The organism is Lysinibacillus sp. NPDC097195, assembly GCF_044762075.1.
GTDB lineage: Bacteria > Bacillota > Bacilli > Bacillales_A > Planococcaceae > Lysinibacillus.
This window is the reverse complement of the sequence record NZ_JBIWDP010000001.1, coordinates 2,531,782-2,548,304: the sequence shown is the minus strand read 5'-3', so window position 1 is coordinate 2,548,304 and position 16,523 is coordinate 2,531,782. Positions and strand designations below refer to the sequence as shown.

Sequence of the window (16,523 nt, the reverse complement as noted above, 5' to 3'; positions counted from 1 at the left end):
TAGGGAATCGCATTATATTTTGGGGTTTATAGTAAAATGATGTTTATATTGTTTTAAATCATGCTGAAAAGAGGGATAGAAAATGGGAATTGATTTTCATAGCAAAAATAATGGTAGTACTTATACAACTCGAAGTGCTGATGAATCGTGGATAAAAGCAATAAACAAACTTGTACCAATTGAAACTATTTCCAAGGCTTTAGATATTGGATGTGGTGGTGGTATTTATTGTAAGGCACTATCCGACATGGGCATTGATTCTGTTACAGGTGTGGATTTTTCGCAAGCTATGCTTACGGGAGCAAAAGAAAACTGTAAAAACTATAAAAACATCACGTTTCAGTATGGCACTGCTTTTGATAGTGGCTTAAATCGGAACAGTTTTCATTTATTACTTGAAAGAGCTTTGATCCATCATATTGAGGATTTACAAGGTTGTTTTAATGAGGCATATAGATTATTACAGGATGGCGGCTATTTTATTGTACAGGATCGTACCCCAGAAGATTGTTTACTAGCAGGCAATGAAAGTCATCTTAGAGGATTTTTCTTTGAGCTTTTCCCAAGATTAGCTGAAAAAGAGACGAAACGTAGACATAATAGTCAATCTGTAAGAGAAAAGCTGAAAGAAGTTGGATTTAGAGATATTGAAGAAATACAATTATGGGAAACTAGAAAAGTGTATGCTACTAAAGAACAATTACTTAATGACTTACGTGAGAGAACTGGAAGAAGCATTTTACATGAATTAGATGATTTGGAATTAAACTTATTGATAAATCATATTGATGCGTCAATAGCAATCGATGTGGATATCGTCGAAAGAGATAGATGGACAATATGGAGAGCGGTGAAATAATTATATAAATTCTACTATTACACTATATAGAGAAATGAAAAGGTGTAATAGCAATAATTGAAGAAAATAATCGACTATTAACAGGGTCTGCATGAGATAGTATATCGAATGCAGGTTTTTTATTTTAGACTACTGTAATAGTCTTGACAAATCCAGACTATCGCAGTAGTATGTGTTTATAGACTATTGCAATAGTCTACTAATTTAAAGGAGTACGCGCGTATGGAAATTAAATTATTTGATTCAGAATTACAAGTGATGGATATTTTATGGCAAGAAGGGGATTTGACTGCTAAAGAACTTTCTCAAAAATTAAATGAAAAAATCGGTTGGAATAAAAACACTACCTATACCGTTATCAAGAAATGTATCCAAAAGGGAGCAATTGAAAGGATTGAACCGAATTTTGTATGTCGTCCTTTAATTGCCAAAGAACAAATTCAAGAACAAGAAACAACAGAATTGATTGACAAAATGTTTAATGGTTCAACATCTTTATTATTCGCATCGTTAATAGAGCAAAAAAAATTATCTTCTAGTGATATTAATAAACTAAAACAGATTGTTAAAGATCTTGAGTAAGGAATAAAACATGAATATTATACAAATGAGTTTAGACGCTTCTATATTACTAATTAGTGTTTTGTTCATCAGGTTATTATTTGTTAATAAAATACCTAAGGTAACATTATTAATTCTTTGGGGAATCGTTGCATTAAAACTTATTGTTCCCTATTCTTTTTATTCAAAACTTCATCTTCAGCCAATGATGCAAAGTCTATTTAATATCATGCCAGCAAAAGGATTAGAAAATACGCAAGATGCCATTGAAATTCAGCACCAATCTAACATTATCTATCATCATGTAATGCTTACTTTAAAGAGCGACGTTGCTTTATCGATATGGTTCATTGGTGCACTCATGGTTTCCCTATTCTTTATAGTATTTTATGTTAGGTCTTATAAAGAATTTCAAACAGCAATACCTGTGAAAAATAATGTTTATTTAAATAAATGGTTACAAGATAATAAGTTAAAAAGAACTGTTCAAATTGCTGTATCCGATAAAATAACAGCGCCATTAACATACAAACTTATTAAACCAGTCATTATTTTTCCGAAATCAACCGATTGGCACGATGAAAGAAGTCTCCAATTTGTTTTAGCCCACGAATACGTGCATATTAAGAGACTGGATATTTTATGGAAGATACTATTGACGGTTATTTTAGCGCTGCATTGGTTTAACCCACTAGTGTGGATTATGTTCTATATTGTCAATCGAGATATTGAATTATCCTGTGATGAAAAAGTAATTCACCAATTAGGAGTTGGAGCAAAATCAGAATACGCTTTAGCTCTTATCCATATGGCTGAAAAAAGTCAAAAAATGACCCCGCTTTGTAATAATTTTAGTAAAAATGGAATTGAAGAAAGGATTGTTTCTATTATGAAATTAAAGAAAACATCGATTTTAGGAGTAGCATTAGCAAGTACATTTGTTGTAGGTGGTGTGACTATTTTTGCTACAACTGGACAAGCGTCAGAGGCTCCAAAAGAAACGGCAAAACAAGTAGAGATAACGAAAGATTTAAAACTTGAGATGAATGTACAAAATGAAGCCGCAATGAATGATGAAGGAAAATCAGCGACTGGACAGAGAAAAGTAGAAATAAACGGTAAAGAAGTAAAAGATGATATTAGTAATATTGTTCTTGTTAAGACAGAAGATGGTGCTATAGCAATTGAAGGGGAAAGTGGAATCTATAAAAATCAATAACATAACCACTGTAACTAGAAGCAATAGAAAAATCTCAAGCTCTTTTTGAGCAATAATGAAAAAGTAATATAGCCAAGCAACAGACAAAGCTATCGTTTTGAATATTTTTATTCAAAGTGATAGCTTTTTATTTATGGTATGCAAAGTTCTATCAATTTCCGTAGAGTTAATCCAATTTTTGGGGTACGGATCTTTAGAGTTGCTTATTTCTCAATTTCATATTATATTAGTTGACGTATCAATCATTGACTAGTCAATTGTTGATATAGCAAACAAAAACAGAAAAGAGGATTCGTTGCACCATGCAAAAATATCAAAAAACAAATGATTTCAATGAAATTGTATACGGACGTCGTTCTATTAAAGAATATGACCCTACCGTTAAAATAAGCCGTGAAGAAATGACAGAAATAATTGCTCAAGCATCAAAAGCACCTTCTTCTATTAATATGCAACCTTGGAGATTTGTCGTGATTGATAGTGAACAAGGGAAAGCACAACTTGCACCCCTTTCTAGATTTAATAAAGACAAAGTTATGAGCGCCTCCGCAGTAATTGCTGTCTTTGCTGATCGCAATAATTTTGATTACGCGGAAGAAATATACAGCTCAGCAGTTGAACTTGGCTATATGCCGAAGGAAGTAAAAGAATTTCAATTAAATGCTTTTAAACCGGTCTATGAAAAAATGTCAGAAGAAGAAATGAAAGATACGGTTATGCTAGATGCAGGTCTTGTCTCGATGCAACTTATGCTAGTAGCTCGTGCTTACGGCTATGATACGAATCCAATTGGTGGTTATGAGAAGGAACTGATTGCAGAAGCTTATGGTTTGGAGAAAGATCGCTATATTCCGGTTATGTTACTTACTATCGGCAAAGCAACTCATGAAGGATTTCAATCGTATCGCTTACCTGTCGATAAAACGACAATTTGGAAATAATGCTACAATAAGCACTGTTACGATCATTAATGTTGCATGATAAATATTTTTATATTATATTTATTGACAGGTCAATGATTGAGCGTTCAATGAATAGTAGCCTCGCCTTTATGTTGGCCTCATAAATTATTTAGGAGGTCAATGGATGCGATGTTCACTTTCAAATCAAGAACAAATATTACATCTACTGAAAGGGCTTAATAATCAAATTAGCCCAAAATTTGAACGATGTACAGGCATTAGCGCCTCACGCTATGAATTGCTTTATCAGCTTTATGAGGCAGATGAAATTAATCAATCAACACTTCAAAAAGCAGTTAATATAGACAGTGGTGCTATTACTCGTCATTTAAAACAGCTTGAGGCAAATGGCATGGTAACAAGACGACGGAACCCGACTGATAATCGTGAAATATTTGTTCGACTGACGGATGAAGGCCGTAAACAAATTGTCGGTTACAAAAAAGAAAAGATTCTTTTCGTGAATCAAATGCTGCATGATTTCAACGCAGAAGAATTAGAAGTATTATCTAATATGCTTTTGCGTATGCAAAACAATATAATTGATTATTAAAATTTTTTACTAATAAATACACTAAAAAGGATGGATCACAATGATTATTATTCACGCACATCTTCAAGTAAAACCAGACCAAGAGCAAGCTTTTTTACAAGAAGCAAAGACGCTTCTTGCAGCTACAAGAGCTGAAGAAGGTAACGTTAGCTATGATTTAATGAAGTCGACTGAACAAGATTGCCATTATACGATGGTTGAAATATGGAAAGACGTAGAAGCTACTGCCATTCATAATACAAGTGAGCATTTCACTGCTTTTACTCAAAAGGCGCAAACTTTCATGGCTGCTCCAATGGACTTAAAAGTATTCAGTGGAGAACCAGTTAAAGCATAATTTTGTCACACCCTAAGAAGTTCATTCTTGGGGTGTGTTTTTTATTCTTCGCCGGATTTTTAAGACACTTGCTACATACTGTTTTGGCATGAGTCATGTTAGCTGCATACAATAAAGAAAAGCTTTATTTAAAGTTAAATTCGAAAATGAATACTTATCCAATCAATATTTACGTGAAGTGGAGGTATTTGACCAGTGAGCGTACATCAACATGGCAATCGGACAATACGTAAAACGATATTAATTTACTGTGAGGGTGAAACGGAGCGTATTTATTTTGAGCAATTGCGAATTTTAAAACGTTCTAAGAAGGTCAGTGTGAAAATAAAAAATGTGAAGCGCTCTGCAATTAAGCTAGCACAGCATGCTTTCCGTGATTCCAGTTACCAATATTGTGATGAAGTATGGATTGTTTTTGATAAGGATGATTTAACAGATAAACAGCTAGATGAAGTAAATATGTTCTGTGAAGAAAAAAATATTCATATTGCTTATTCGAATGAGGCGTTTGAATTGTGGCTATTGTTACATTTTGAAGAAGTGGATGTATCTGAAAAATATCCACGTGCAGTGTTAAACCATAAGATGGCAGAGCATTTAGGGGTAACGCGTTATTTTCGTCATAAGGCGGATGAATCAATTATTGCACCAATAGCTTTACTACACGAGGTTGCCATGAAAAATTGCGCGGAAATGATGTCCCTAAGAAATTCTGATAATCGTGATAATCCTTATTGCAACATACATGATATGATCCAGTACATATTTTAAAATCAGCATATTCTGCTATTTTGCAGGTTTTCTATTCAAAGATAGAAAACCTGTTTTTTTATAGAAAGGAAAGTGATAGAGCTTCGATTTATGGAAGTACGCCATCCCGCTAACCCTAACAGTCAGATAGCATGAGTAGTTTCCCTTATACGCTATTCATGTTTATGTCTTTAAAACATACAGTGTATATAGAGCGCAAATAGGACAGTAAGAAAGGGGATCTCGTGGATAAGTCTAAATCAAATCAGGGCAAGGATTTGACTGAGAATGCGAAGGATCAACAGCTAGAAGCCTTTCGTGTGAGTAATGATGGTAAAAAGATGACGACCAATCAGGGGCTGAAAGTTTCCAATGATGAAGATTCATTGAAAGCTGGCGTTCGTGGGCCAACCATTATGGAGGATTTTCATTTTCGGGAAAAAATGACGCATTTTGATCATGAGCGAATTCCGGAACGAGTTGTGCATGCTAGAGGCTTTGCAGCACATGGTGAGTTTGAACTTTATGAGTCCATGAAGGAGTATACGCGAGCAAACTTTTTACAGGAACCTGGGAAAAAGACACCTGTCTTTGTTCGATTTTCAACCGTCGTAGGCAGCTTAGGCTCCATGGATACAGCTCGTGATGTTCGTGGATTTGCGACGAAGTTTTATACGGACGAAGGTAATTATGATTTGGTCGGTAACAATATACCGGTGTTTTTTATTCAGGATGCCATTAAGTTTCCAGATTTAATTCACGCTGTAAAACCGGAGCCCCATAATGAAATGCCACAAGCCGCATCAGCACACGATACGTTTTGGGATTTTGTTGCCAATAATCAGGAAATCGCTCATATGATTATGTGGCATATGTCAGATCGAACGATTCCTAGAAGTTTTCGCATGATGGAAGGTTTCGGGGTGCATACGTTCCGTTTTGTTAATGACAAAGGTCGATCGAGATTTGTGAAATTTCATTGGAAGCCAGTGTTAGGCGTGCACTCTCTTGTTTGGGATGAAGCACAGATCATAGGGGGCAAAGACGCCGATTTTCAACGACGGGATTTATGGGAATCGATAGAGATTGGGGATTATCCAGAATTTGAGCTTGGGGTTCAGATGATTGAACCTGAGGAAGAATTTAGATTTGATTTTGATATTTTAGATGCTACGAAGCTATGGCCAGAAGAGCTAGTACCTGTTAAAAGAATTGGCAAAATGACATTGAATCGCAATGTTGATAATGTTTTTGCTGAAACAGAGCAAGTCGCCTTCCACCCAGGAAATGTAGTACCCGGCATTGATTTTACGAATGATCCATTGCTGCAAGGGCGCTTATTTTCATATATCGATACACAGCTTATTCGTCTAGGTGGACCAAATTTTGCAGAAATTCCGATTAATAGACCGGTTTGCCCGATTCATAATAATCAACGCAATGGCTTTAGCCGCCAAACGATTAATACGGGCAAGGTGAGCTATCATAAAAATTCGCTTGCTGGCAATACACCCTCCACTTCTACAGCAAAAGAGGGGGGATATGTACATTACGAACAAAAGGTCGAGGGACGTATTACAAGAGCTCGAAGCAAGTCCTTTAATGACCATTTTTCACAAGCCCGCCTATTTTGGAATAGCATGTCGCCTCCTGAAAAACAGCATATTATTGATGCCTTTAGCTTCGAAGTAGGAAAGGTTAAAAGCAAATCAGTTCGCCAGCAAGTCGTTGATATGTTCGTTCATGTCGATAAAGCGATGGCGACGACAGTTGCAGATAATATCGGTGTCAATCGGCCAACAGGTGAGCAAGTAAATGTTACGGCATCTTCGCCCGCACTCAGTCAGGCAAATACGGTGAAATTGCCACAAACACTTAAAGTCGGTGTTTTGATAGGAGATGGATTTGACGCCAATGAAGTGGGGGAAGTGCTGAAATATTTAACAAGGCAAGGAGTTCGCTATAGCATTATATCGGATAGACTCGGTGTGGTGACAGGTAGTAATGGTGTGCAATTAACAGCGAGTGATACATTTATTACGACAGATGCTGTCCTATTTGATTCTCTATACGTGGTAGGGGTTCGCGCAGACAACCAAGCAAAGTTTAACACTTATATCGTCAATTACATTAATGAAGCGTACCGCCATTACAAACCAATTGGTATTGCTGCAACAGGAACGACATTTTTTAATATGTCGAATGCAAACGTAGGGCCAGGCATTATTTTAGCGACTGGAAATGCCAGCTTTGCTAAAAAATTTGTAGATGCCATTGCACAGCAACGCTTCTGGCAGCGCAATATTTATTAATTGAATGCTTTCGAGTGCCAGGCACGTAAACAATTTTGACAATTTACTGAGCGAGAAGCATTACCGTAGCGGACAACAACGGTACAACAAAAGTGTTAGAATGACTAGAGTCCATCTAACACTTTTGTCCCGCTCTCTTTCGATCTTTCGTTATTTCATATATACTTATATGGACTATATTTTGAGAGAGGAACCAATATTATGAATTTTACTAGGAGGATAATATTATTTGTGGTGGTTTGTTGCTACTTTATAACAATGTCAGAGCAGGCACTGGCAGCAACACCAACAAAATTTTATGAATATAGTAATGCTAAACAAGTGACAGTCATTAACTATCATTCATTTGGTGATTATAAGGAAATTACCAATATTAATATTACCGAAAAACTCTTGCGTGAGCAGTTGAAAATGCTTAAGGACAATGGCTATTCAACCATTACGGAGGAACAGCTTATCGCCTATTTACAAGGGCATGGACGTGTTCCTGAGAAATCCGTATTTTTAACAATAGATGATGGCTATGAAAGTGTTTATAAAATTGCCTACCCTATTTTAAAAGAAATGGGCATGCAAGCAACATTATTTATTATCGCCAATGACGTGGAGACAGGCGTTAGAAAAAATGTACCTATGTTGAACTGGCAGCAAATAAAGGACATGTCTGATGCTGGTGTTATGCATATAGGCAATCATACATATGATTTACATTGGCGTGGAAAAAATGATACGCCGAAAAATGAGGCAATCATACTTAATCAGAAGAAAAATGGAGAGCCACTAACAAATGAGGAGCGCCTCCTATACATTCAAGAGGATTTAATAAAAGCTCATCAATTAATTGAACAATATACAGGGAAAGCGCCGAAGTCCTTTGCCTATCCATACGGTGTTTATGATCGAGTTGCAGAGCAAGCTGTAAAAAAAGCAGGTTATACAATCGATTATTCTACACAAGGTGGCTACAATGTATTAGGTCAAGGCACAGTGCATATTAAACGAATTGATTCTAGCAATCGCGTGTCAGCCCAAGAATTAAAAAAGATTTTAGCAAAACATCAAACACAGGCTGAGCAACTTTATCGACAACGAGATATTCAAGTAGAAGCCAATGTAAATTCGAATAAAGTGACGCTAAAGACTTGGTTGAAAAGTGATATGAATAAAGGTACGCTTCACGCGAAAGAGGCACATTTTGAGCTATATAAAATGGTGAAGGATGAGCGCCAGTTACAACGTAATTTTGGTAGTTATCGAGTGGTAGCCAGTACGAATGTAAGAGCGATGGCGACGGAAGAGAATATCGCAAATTACGAAGCAGGTGGCTATTCCGTTAAAACGATTATTATTAAGCAAGACGGAAGCAAAGAGGTATTTTGGATAAATTTCAATAAATAATGAAATAAAAAGTGCTTGTGCTCGACGTGTAAACGCCGAACATTGCCGATGCCTAGTTAAAGCTATAGTATCCTATAAAAAGTCTCTCACATGAGAGGCTTTTTTCATTCATAAACACGTTGTCATATGGCATTGCATTCAAATTTTGTAAATGTTAAGGTGGTACGTGAGGTGAATCGAAGTGGAACAATTTGATATTGCTATAATTGGTGCAGGCCCAGGTGGATATGCGTCCGCTATTCATGCAGCTAAAAGTGGCATGAAAGTTGCTTTAGTAGAACGGTATAAGGTTGGAGGAGCATGTTACAATGTAGGCTGTATTCCATCAAAAATTTTGTTAGAGCATAGTAAATTAGTGCAAGAAATTCAACGAGGCAATGATTGGGGAATTGAAACGCCAGTCATCAATGTGAATTTTCCTCGATTAATGCAGCGCAAAAATGCAATAATTCAAGAGCTTTTGGCAAATATTGAACACTTTATTGCCAGCAATCACATCACATTCTACCGTGGTGAGGCTACAGTAGCTGCCGATTTAACGGTAACGGTTGGTCAAGAAACTTTTGTAGCGAAAGATGTCATGTTAGCAACAGGTAGTAAGCCATTTGTACCGCCATTTAAAGGACTGAAAAATTCGCCATATTATACAACGGATACTTTTTTCGAAATAGCTGAACTTCCGCAACAGCTTACTATAATTGGCGGTGGTGTAATCGCAGTTGAAATGGCATTTAGCTTGGCACCACTTGGCACAAAAGTTACCATGCTCAATCATAGTGAAGATATATTGCAAACGGAAGAACCAGATGCGCGACCAATTATACGAGAAAAAATGAAAAATCTCGGTATTGAACTTATCACAAACTTCCAATTTGAGCATTTTCATGGCAATGATATTTATACATCAAAAGGCATCTATACATATGAGAATTTATTATTCGCAACGGGTCGCCGTCCCAATACAGAAATTGCGCAACAGCTTGAGCTTGCATTTGATGGTCGATTAATTGCCGTCAATCAGCATTATCAGACGAGCCATCCACATATTTATGCAATTGGTGACTTAGTTGGGGGCTATCAGTTAGCGCATGCCGCTAGTGCGGAAGGCATTTATGTAGTAGACCATATTATGGGGGTTAAACGAACAGTGGTTGATCAAGGTCTTATCCCTCGTTGTGTCTATACCCAACCTGAAATTGCGACATTTGGCTTGCTAGAAGAACAGGTTGAACAAGCATATACGGTAACAAAAATGCCACTGAATACGAATCCAAAGGCGCTAATGGAAGGAAATGTAGAAGGCTTTATTAAGCTGATGACAACGAAAGAGGATGGGCAAATATTAGGAGCATGTGTCGTAGCTGATGGTGCTACAGAAATACTCAATGCTATTTTAGCTACGAAAAATGCTGGAGGTACAGTAAGTGCTTTAGCAAATATGATTTTTCCACATCCCACAGTATCAGAGCATATTGGCGATGGGGCAAAAGCAGTATTTGACAAAGCGATTCATCAATAACCTAATGGGAGGTTGCGCACATTTAGATGTGGCAGCCTTTTTTTGATAAATGCCATATAAGTATTGACTTTATTAAATGTTGTGTTAAATTAATTTTATAGGATTACTAGGTATTTAATACAGTAAGCTGGCTAGACTTCTAGAGGCTTCTATTTTACAGCAATCAGGACTGTAAAATAGAAGCCTCTTTTTTGGAAAAGAGCTTGGCAGGCTAACGCTAGGTATTTTGTGAAGATGAATGATAAAAGGAGTGAGTAATATGACCAAAGTAGTCATGATAAATGGGAGTAATACAAGGTACTCTCGCGTCACGGCAATTCAGGAGAAAATCGAGCATTTTTTGTCAGCCTTTAGCACAACACATATAATTCATGTACATGAACTACCCGCTGTTGCATTAATAACGGCAAACTTTGAAAATGATGCAATTAAAGCACAAAATCAAAAGGTGGAGGAAGCGGATATTGTTGTGATTTTAACGCCAATCTATAAAGCATCCTATACAGGGATATTAAAGACTTACTTAGATTTATTACCGCAAAAAGCATTAGTCGGTAAAAAGGTTCTACCAATAGCAGTTGGCGGTTCTTTAGGTCATTTACTTGCATTAGAATATGCACTAAAACCAGTATTGGCCGTATTAGGTGCAACCGATATAGCTCATTCAGTGTATATTATTGATAAACAAATTATTCGGTTAGAGGATGGTAGTTTTGCCATTGAGGAGGAAGCAATGAATCGATTAGAAGTGGAACTTAAAAACATACAGCGCATTGCAGCTGTGAACTAAGGACAAAAACAAAGCGCATCACAGGATATTTGGCCCTACGATGCGCTTTTTATTAATTTACTTCAGGTTCTTCCATAAAATTGTCGTTTTCAGACGGTGATGTAGAAAGATATAAAAAAGCTTCATCTTGCAATAACAATAATTTCTCCTCACATACTCCATGTGATAATGCGCCTGAAAAAATGGATTCCCACCAAGTTCCTGTTGTTGTCATTTATCTACGCCCCCGTTTCGATTTCAATATGTAGTTGTATATTTCCCGAGATTCACAAAATAAAACATGGCATCATTCGTTGTAATTGCTGTTTTTTTACATCACACCCATTTCAGAAAGAGGATTTTTAAGCATTAATGTTGTATCGTATAGACAAAGATAGTTTGTTTCAAAAAAGACAAAACTATGTATCGCATTAAAAAAAAGGGGTGTTTATTTATGAATTTTACGCCACAAGATGTTGAAAATATGATTACAGAGCAGCGACAATTTTATTTTTCTCGCGCTACAAAAGATGTTAAGTTTCGAAAAAAACAATTAATGAACTTAAAGAAAAGTATTGTAAAGTATGAAAAAGATATTTTGAATGCATTATATTTAGATTTAAGAAAAAGCGAATTTGAGGCATACGCAACGGAAATTGGTATTGTCATGGATAGTATTTCTTATATGGTGAAAAATCTAGATGAATGGGTAAAGCCGGAAACTGTTAAAACCCCACTTCAACTACAAATGGCAAAAAGCTTTATTGTTCGTGAGCCATATGGTGTGACGTTAATTATCGGTCCATTTAATTATCCATTCCAGCTTGTGATGGAGCCATTAATTGGCGCGATAATTGGTGGCAATACAGCGATTGTCAAACCTTCTGAAACGTCTGTACATACGGCGAATATTGTGAAAAAAATAGTGGAAGAGACGTTTGATCCTTGTTATATACGTGTTGTCGAAGGAGCAAAGGAAGAAGTGACTGCACTTATCCATGCATCGTTTGACTATATATTTTTTACAGGCAGTGTGGCAGTCGGTAAAGTAGTGGCGAAAGCAGCAGCTGAACGATTAACGCCGATAGCGCTCGAACTCGGTGGGAAAAGTCCAGCAATTGTCGATCAAACAGCCAATTTAGAAGTGGCTGCTAAACGAATTGCATGGGGAAAATTCACAAACACTGGTCAAACGTGTGTAGCACCTGACTATTTGCTTGTCCATAAAGACGTTTATGATCGTTTTATGAAACTGCTAAAAGATACGATTCGTTCTTTCTACGGAAAAAATGCGCTGAAAAGCCCTGATTACGGTCGGATTATTAATGTGAGACAATTTGATCGCCTGCACCAAATTTTAGTGGAGGAACGTGACACCATTACCTATGGTGGACGGACTGATCGAGATGATCTATATATTGAGCCGACTATTATTGAATATGTAAAATGGTCAAGTCCGTCAATGCAAGAGGAGTTATTTGGTCCGATTTTACCTGTTATGGTGTATGATGATTTACCGCTAGCCATTCATCAAGTTCGTCAATTGCCTAAGCCTTTAGCGGCGTATTTTTTCTCTGAACATGAAAAAGCTATTCACTATTTTTTAGAGGAGTTGCCATTTGGCGGCGGCTGTATTAATGATACGGTAACACATGTAGGAAATCAGCATTTGCCGTTTGGTGGGGTTGGACCATCGGGTGTTAATGCATATCACGGCAAGGCAAGCTTTGAAAATTTTACACATCCAAAATCAATATTAAAAAAATCTTCAAAGCTCGAAACCAACGTTCTTTTTCCACCATATAAACAAAAAGTTAAGCTTATTCGTACGATTATGAAGTAATGATAAAGGAGGTGTCTAATGCTTTAGACACCTCCAACCTCTTGATTTTCTGCTTGTGGTAATTTTATTTTAATCGTTGTCCCATAGTTAACCTTGCTCTCAATAGCAATTGTGCCACCATGTTCTTGAATAATTTTGTTTGTAATGAGCATGCCAAGACCTGTTCCTGTTGACTTGGTCGTATAAAAAGGCTCGAAAATCCGCTTAACTAAAGCCTCTGACATACCAACACCATTATCTGTAATGGTTACCATATTCAATCCTTCAGCATCCTTCGCTATAAAGACAATAATTTCCCCTTCAGTAGCATTTGCTTCAATTGCTTCAATGGCATTTTTTATAATATTGATAAAGACCTGTTTTAATTGATTTTCATTAGCTAGGATGAAGTTATCTTCACTGACGATATGCAGTGAAAAGGTAATGCCATGCTTTTGAAATTCAAGGTGGAATAATTGGCTAATTTTCGTAATGACATCGTTCAGCGAGACAACTTTCAATTGTTCGACATGAGGTTTAGATAACACTAAAAACTCACCAATAATTAAATTGATTCGCTCGATTTCTGACTGAATAATTTCTGTGTAAGCCTGACAGTTTGCATTCTGTTCATTACCCATCATTTGTACAAAACCAGAAATAACAGTCATTGGATTCCGAATTTCATGGGCCACACCGGCGGCTATTTCACCTGCCATTTTTAGCTTTTCTGATTGTAATAAAAGCTGCTCATTGACCTTTTTATAAGATATATCGCGTGAGATAGCAGAGATAGCTATCATTTTATTTGTTCCATCATAAAGAGGTGAGAGAGAAATTTCTACATCGAAAACCGTACCATCTTTGCGCATATCTTGTGTTTCTAATAGCTTAAAGCTTTTGCCTTCTAATAAACTTGCATAACGCTGTTCTGCCTCCAACACATTTTCTGGGGGAACGAGCGGAATGGATTTGCCAACAATTTCTTCCCTTGTCCAGCCATATACTTCCTCAAAAGCAGGATTGACATCAAGAATACGATTATCCAAGCTAAACACCGCAATACAATCAGTGGCATGTTGGAAAAATAGATGTAAATATGCTTCTTGGGATAATAACTCTTGTTTTTTCTGTAAGTTCATTTCACTAAGCCGATACCAATAATGGCGTAAATGGCGCGATTGAATCCAGCCAATAATAGTAAGTAATAGTACAACAAAAATAAAGGTAGCAAAATATTGATTTTGCACTATAGATTCAGTTGCACTGCGATGGTAATAGGATAAAACAATTATTTCCAGTAATGAAACAATACTAAAGATGGTATTCATCTTTATCGAATGATAGATGGTAATTAATAATATATAGAAAATAAAGCATATAAAATTTGTCAAAGAAAAGCTGACGATATTAAGATAAACAATGGCCATATTTCCTGAAATAATAATTACCCATTGCATAGCAACTGGCTTAATTTTTAATATTTTCCCAGCTAATATAGGTAAAAATATTACTAAAATCACACCGACCAGATCATCGAGGTTGCTATAAAGATTGAGCATGATAAGCACGCCATAGGCAAAAATAGCTGTCACATAAAATAGTAAGACAACTTCATTGCGCATACGTAATAATTCCTTTTGTTGCATATGTAGCACCTCATTTTTAATCGATATTCTCATCATACATGATTCATTGCTGTCGATAAATGCCGATTTTTGATAAAATAGTTAAAATTCACGCTCATTTTAAAAATGGTAGCGTTTTCATTGAAAAAACGTATCGCGAGGCATTTCATTTCTAGGCGAATAAGTAGTAAAATAAATGCATTAGATAAGTGGGGGTATTCAACTGGTCATTTTTTGTCGAAAAACAACGAATGATGAATGAGTGTTGAGATTGATTGGAGGACTATGAAATGTATGCAGAGGAATTGTTAAGTGCATTACCTTTGAAAAAAATTATTGGCGTGTTACCGGATCAAGTGACGGATATTGTAATTGATTCTCGAAGTGTGCAACCGAATAGTATGTTTGTATGTATTAAAGGGTACACAGTGGATGGCCATGATTATGCACAAAAGGCAGTCGATGGTGGAGCAACGATTGTTGTCACTGAGCGAGAACTACCATTGGCAGACGCCATTGCCCAAGTGATTGTAAAAGATACGGATCGTGCGGTAGGGCTACTAGCTGCTAAGTTTTTTGATTATCCTTCCAAGGATATGACGATGATTGGTGTAACCGGGACGAACGGTAAAACATCTGTAACAGGTATTATTCAAAATATTATGCACGGTATGGGCGAGAAGTCTGCACTATCAGGTACTATTGGCTTTAATTTAAATGGTATTTTATATGAATCTGCCAATACGACAAGTGATGCGTTATCGACACAGCAAATGATTTTTCGTGCAAAAATGGAAGGCTGCCGTTTAATGACAATGGAAGTGTCTTCACATGGCTTAGCGCTAGGTCGTCTGGCAGGTGTCGATTATGACGTTGCGATTTTTACAAATCTTACGCATGATCATCTTGATTTCCATGGTACGATGGAGGAATATGGCAACGCGAAAGGCTTATTATTCTCTCAACTTGGACAAGATTTAGAAAAAAATAAATTTGTGGTGCTAAATGCGGATGATGCTTGGTCAGAACGCTATGCCGCTATGACTCCATTCCCTGTTTGGACGTATGGCCTAAATAATGAGACAGCCGATTTTCGTGCCATTAACTGTGAATATCATGACTACACAACTTCATTTGATGTCGTCATGTCTGAAGGTGTATTCCCTGTAAAAATGCATTTATTAGGTGAATTCAATATTTACAACGTGTTGGCGGCGATGGTTGCTTTTTATGGTCGAGGCTATTCTATGGAGTCAATTATTGAACAAATAGAGCAATTGCCACCAGTAAAAGGGCGTATGGAAAAAGTGTGCTCGGATTTACCTGTACAAATTTTTGTCGATTATGCGCATACACCAGATGCCATTGAAAAAGCTATTGCAGCTGCTGGGCCATATAAAAAAGGTAAGCTTATTTTCTTAGTTGGTACTGGTGGTAATCGCGATAAATCAAAACGTCCTGCAATGGCAGAAAAGGCATCTGCGGCAGATTATGTCATTTTAACAACAGATGACCCACGTTATGAGGATTATGATAGTATTACTGGCGATCTTGCAAAAGGTATGCTACATAAAAATTATGCATGCATCGGAGATCGTGCACAAGCGGTACGACATGCGATAGAAGTAGCTGAACCTGGAGATATGATTATTTTCGCCGGTAAAGGACATGAAGATTATCAAATTATTGAAAATACGAAATATCCACATAGTGACGCAGAAATTGCTATCGAGGCAGGGCACTTAAAATTTGTTTAAAATTTTTATTAGATGCCATTGACGCGACAATAGGGGCTAATTGTTTAAGCCCTTTATAATATAGAAAACCTTTTAGT

Annotated in this window: 15 protein-coding genes; 13 read left to right on the top strand and 2 right to left on the bottom strand. The window is 36.7% G+C overall.

The features are described from left to right. Positions 1–82: 82 nt before the first annotated feature. The 11 genes from ACIQXI_RS13030 (at position 83) to ssuE (ending at position 11,260) form a co-directional block, all read left to right on the top strand. On the top strand, positions 83–859 hold the full coding sequence (locus ACIQXI_RS13030; RefSeq protein ID WP_402925395.1) for a class I SAM-dependent methyltransferase: 777 nt from the start codon (positions 83–85) through the stop codon (positions 857–859). 222 nt (positions 860–1,081) lie between these two features. Further along, positions 1,082–1,441: a BlaI/MecI/CopY family transcriptional regulator gene (locus tag ACIQXI_RS13025; RefSeq protein WP_402925392.1), complete on the top strand. Its 360-nt coding sequence runs from the start codon at positions 1,082–1,084 to the stop codon at positions 1,439–1,441. A 10-nt stretch (positions 1,442–1,451) separates the two neighbouring features. Further along, a complete protein-coding gene (locus ACIQXI_RS13020) occupies positions 1,452–2,639 on the top strand; it encodes a M56 family metallopeptidase (protein ID WP_402925389.1) in 1,188 nt (395 codons plus the stop codon). 302 nt (positions 2,640–2,941) lie between these two features. Next, entirely contained in the window at positions 2,942–3,580 is a 639-nt protein-coding gene (locus tag ACIQXI_RS13015) for a nitroreductase family protein (RefSeq protein WP_402925386.1), read from the top strand. Between the two features lie 145 nt (positions 3,581–3,725). After that, positions 3,726–4,154 carry a MarR family winged helix-turn-helix transcriptional regulator gene (locus ACIQXI_RS13010; protein WP_402925383.1) on the top strand — a complete coding sequence of 143 codons (429 nt, stop codon included), beginning with the start codon at positions 3,726–3,728 and terminating at the stop codon, positions 4,152–4,154. Between the two features lie 40 nt (positions 4,155–4,194). Further along, positions 4,195–4,491 (top strand): putative quinol monooxygenase, encoded by a 297-nt coding sequence (locus tag ACIQXI_RS13005; protein WP_402925380.1) that lies wholly within the window; start codon positions 4,195–4,197, stop codon positions 4,489–4,491. Positions 4,492–4,686: 195 nt separating this feature from the next. Continuing rightward, complete coding sequence (locus tag ACIQXI_RS13000; protein WP_402925377.1) at positions 4,687–5,262, top strand: RloB family protein; 576 nt, start codon at positions 4,687–4,689, stop codon at positions 5,260–5,262. A 224-nt stretch (positions 5,263–5,486) separates the two neighbouring features. Then, complete coding sequence (locus ACIQXI_RS12995) at positions 5,487–7,553, top strand: catalase (protein ID WP_402925374.1); 2,067 nt, start codon at positions 5,487–5,489, stop codon at positions 7,551–7,553. 231 nt (positions 7,554–7,784) lie between these two features. Continuing rightward, positions 7,785–8,951, top strand: a complete 1,167-nt coding sequence (locus tag ACIQXI_RS12990) for a polysaccharide deacetylase family protein (RefSeq protein ID WP_402925371.1) — start codon at positions 7,785–7,787, stop codon at positions 8,949–8,951. Between the two features lie 181 nt (positions 8,952–9,132). Further along, a complete protein-coding gene (gene lpdA, locus ACIQXI_RS12985) occupies positions 9,133–10,470 on the top strand; it encodes a dihydrolipoyl dehydrogenase (RefSeq protein ID WP_402925369.1) in 1,338 nt (445 codons plus the stop codon). 259 nt (positions 10,471–10,729) lie between these two features. Next, positions 10,730–11,260, top strand: coding sequence for an NADPH-dependent FMN reductase (gene ssuE, locus ACIQXI_RS12980; protein WP_402925366.1), 531 nt, complete (start codon positions 10,730–10,732; stop codon positions 11,258–11,260). A gap of 52 nt (positions 11,261–11,312) precedes the next feature. On the opposite strand, the gene ACIQXI_RS12975 is transcribed toward ssuE, so the two are convergent. Further along, entirely contained in the window at positions 11,313–11,474 is a 162-nt protein-coding gene (locus ACIQXI_RS12975) for a hypothetical protein (protein WP_402925364.1), read from the bottom strand. Between the two features lie 219 nt (positions 11,475–11,693). Here ACIQXI_RS12975 and ACIQXI_RS12970 point away from each other — a divergent pair, with 219 nt between their 5' ends. Next, positions 11,694–13,082, top strand: coding sequence for an aldehyde dehydrogenase (locus ACIQXI_RS12970; protein WP_402925362.1), 1,389 nt, complete (start codon positions 11,694–11,696; stop codon positions 13,080–13,082). Between the two features lie 23 nt (positions 13,083–13,105). Here ACIQXI_RS12970 and ACIQXI_RS12965 read toward each other — a convergent pair whose 3' ends face one another. After that, the gene (locus ACIQXI_RS12965) at positions 13,106–14,710 is read right to left on the bottom strand and encodes a two-component system sensor histidine kinase NtrB (protein WP_402925360.1); all 1,605 of its coding nucleotides are present in this window, start codon (positions 14,708–14,710) and stop codon (positions 13,106–13,108) included. 269 nt (positions 14,711–14,979) lie between these two features. Here ACIQXI_RS12965 and ACIQXI_RS12960 point away from each other — a divergent pair, with 269 nt between their 5' ends. Next, positions 14,980–16,446: a UDP-N-acetylmuramoyl-L-alanyl-D-glutamate--2,6-diaminopimelate ligase gene (locus ACIQXI_RS12960; protein ID WP_402925358.1), complete on the top strand. Its 1,467-nt coding sequence runs from the start codon at positions 14,980–14,982 to the stop codon at positions 16,444–16,446. Positions 16,447–16,523: the final 77 nt, after the last annotated feature.

Coding starts and splice junctions, on each gene's coding strand:
- ACIQXI_RS13030 (WP_402925395.1), top strand. CDS start 83: ATGGGAATTGATTTTCATAGCAAAAATAATGGTAGTACTTATACAACT.
- ACIQXI_RS13025 (WP_402925392.1), top strand. CDS start 1,082: ATGGAAATTAAATTATTTGATTCAGAATTACAAGTGATGGATATTTTA.
- ACIQXI_RS13020 (WP_402925389.1), top strand. CDS start 1,452: ATGAATATTATACAAATGAGTTTAGACGCTTCTATATTACTAATTAGT.
- ACIQXI_RS13015 (WP_402925386.1), top strand. CDS start 2,942: ATGCAAAAATATCAAAAAACAAATGATTTCAATGAAATTGTATACGGA.
- ACIQXI_RS13010 (WP_402925383.1), top strand. CDS start 3,726: ATGCGATGTTCACTTTCAAATCAAGAACAAATATTACATCTACTGAAA.
- ACIQXI_RS13005 (WP_402925380.1), top strand. CDS start 4,195: ATGATTATTATTCACGCACATCTTCAAGTAAAACCAGACCAAGAGCAA.
- ssuE (WP_402925366.1), top strand. CDS start 10,730: ATGACCAAAGTAGTCATGATAAATGGGAGTAATACAAGGTACTCTCGC.
- ACIQXI_RS12975 (WP_402925364.1), bottom strand. CDS start 11,474: ATGACAACAACAGGAACTTGGTGGGAATCCATTTTTTCAGGCGCATTA.
- ACIQXI_RS12970 (WP_402925362.1), top strand. CDS start 11,694: ATGAATTTTACGCCACAAGATGTTGAAAATATGATTACAGAGCAGCGA.
- ACIQXI_RS12965 (WP_402925360.1), bottom strand. CDS start 14,710: ATGCAACAAAAGGAATTATTACGTATGCGCAATGAAGTTGTCTTACTA.
- ACIQXI_RS12960 (WP_402925358.1), top strand. CDS start 14,980: ATGTATGCAGAGGAATTGTTAAGTGCATTACCTTTGAAAAAAATTATT.